Origin of the sequence: Bartonella occidentalis (assembly GCF_037070875.1) — a bacterium.
Classification (GTDB): domain Bacteria; phylum Pseudomonadota; class Alphaproteobacteria; order Rhizobiales; family Rhizobiaceae; genus Bartonella.
This window is the reverse complement of sequence record NZ_JAYMZJ010000007.1, coordinates 1-1,364: the sequence shown is the minus strand read 5'-3', so window position 1 is coordinate 1,364 and position 1,364 is coordinate 1. Positions and strand designations below refer to the sequence as shown.

The window sequence follows — 1,364 nt, the reverse complement described above, 5'->3', positions numbered from 1 at the left end:
ACCTCATACGGCTCAGTATCTGGATCATAGATTCAAATCAGCAAAAGATATGATTGGTTCTATGGCATTCATATTTTATCGTTTAATTAAGATTTTCTCCATTTACATTGCAGCTATATCTTGAAACAAAGGACGTATATTAGGTTGAGGATGTTTGAGTGCCTGCGCTAAATCATAATTGGCCTGCATAGCCAACCAAGCTCGTGCAGTACTAACACCAGCCATTTCAAGTCTAATAGCCAGATCTGGGCTAATAGCGGCTTTTCCGTTCAAAACCCTAGAAAATGCTACACGAGACATACCAAGCCTTGTAGCTGTTTCAGTAACAGATAAACCAAGCTCTGAAATAACATCTTCTCGTAGTAACTCACCAGGATGTGGAGGATTTTTCATCATCGTTTAATGTACTCCTTTCTAGTGGTAATCCAGGTAATCAACTAATTCAACATCTGTCCCATTAAATCTGAATATTACACGCCAATTTCCACTTACAGTAATCGACCAATACCCTTTAAGATCTCCTTTGAGCGGATGTAATCGAAAAGATGGATAATTCAAATCATCTGGGAGCATAGCTACCTCAAGAGCACCTAAAATGCGCTTAAGTTTTGGAGCATGGATAACCTGAATCCCCTTTGTAGTATCAGTGTAGTAGAAAGCTTCAAGCCCTTTATGTTTAAATCCTATAATCATAAATCATTGTATCATATTTATGGCATCAGTACGGTGAAATTTTTGAAGCCTTTGATATCTAAACCTTAAAGTATTTTGTATCTTGTATCGTTACAAAATACAATAGATAAGACATATAAAGATATGATCAATATCCATCATTTTAGTCTTTGTATAAACTTGTAGTATACTCACTAAAGTTTAATAAAAAACATTTGAGCAATTTCTGCCTATCAAGTGATATGGTACAATAGAGCAATATAAGATTATTAGCAAAAATTAAGAGTTTTCATTCTTTGAGCCGAAGACAATATTAAACACTCTTATTTGATAGAAGTTTTTATCAAATGTCTGACCATTGAATGAAACAGCTTAAAAACTAAAACATTTCCTATAATTCTCGTTCAGCAGAATTGAGTAGCCCATGCAAAGAACGTTCTAGATAGAGCTGTCCTTTATTTTGTCGATCAATCATGCCGCGCAAATATCCTCCTGGAGATTGAATGAGCTGCCGACTGTATTTTTCGAGGATTATGCCAATAGCAAGAGCAGCTTTTTCTAGTCCCATGGCCGTTTTAGCTTGTTCAACAGCATTTGATGAAATTCCCAGCATTTTAGATATGAATGCTATAGAACCAATCATATCTTTTGCTGATTTGAATCTATGATCCAGATACTGAGCCGTATGAGGC

The 1,364-nt window shown here is 35.7% G+C and carries 3 protein-coding genes; all 3 read right to left on the bottom strand.

Translation table 11 applies throughout. The annotated features are described in order from the left end of the window. Window positions 1–102 precede the first annotated feature (102 nt). Window positions 103–396: a HigA family addiction module antitoxin gene (locus tag WCP78_RS06255; protein WP_336279647.1), complete on the bottom strand. Its 294-nt coding sequence runs from the start codon at window positions 394–396 to the stop codon at window positions 103–105. 18 nt (window positions 397–414) lie between these two features. Continuing rightward, a complete protein-coding gene (locus WCP78_RS06250; protein WP_336279646.1) occupies window positions 415–693 on the bottom strand; it encodes a type II toxin-antitoxin system RelE/ParE family toxin in 279 nt (92 codons plus the stop codon). Between the two features lie 370 nt (window positions 694–1,063). Beyond that, on the bottom strand, window positions 1,064–1,364 hold a 301-nt coding region (gene repC, locus WCP78_RS06245), incomplete at its 5' end, for a replication initiation protein RepC (protein WP_336279645.1).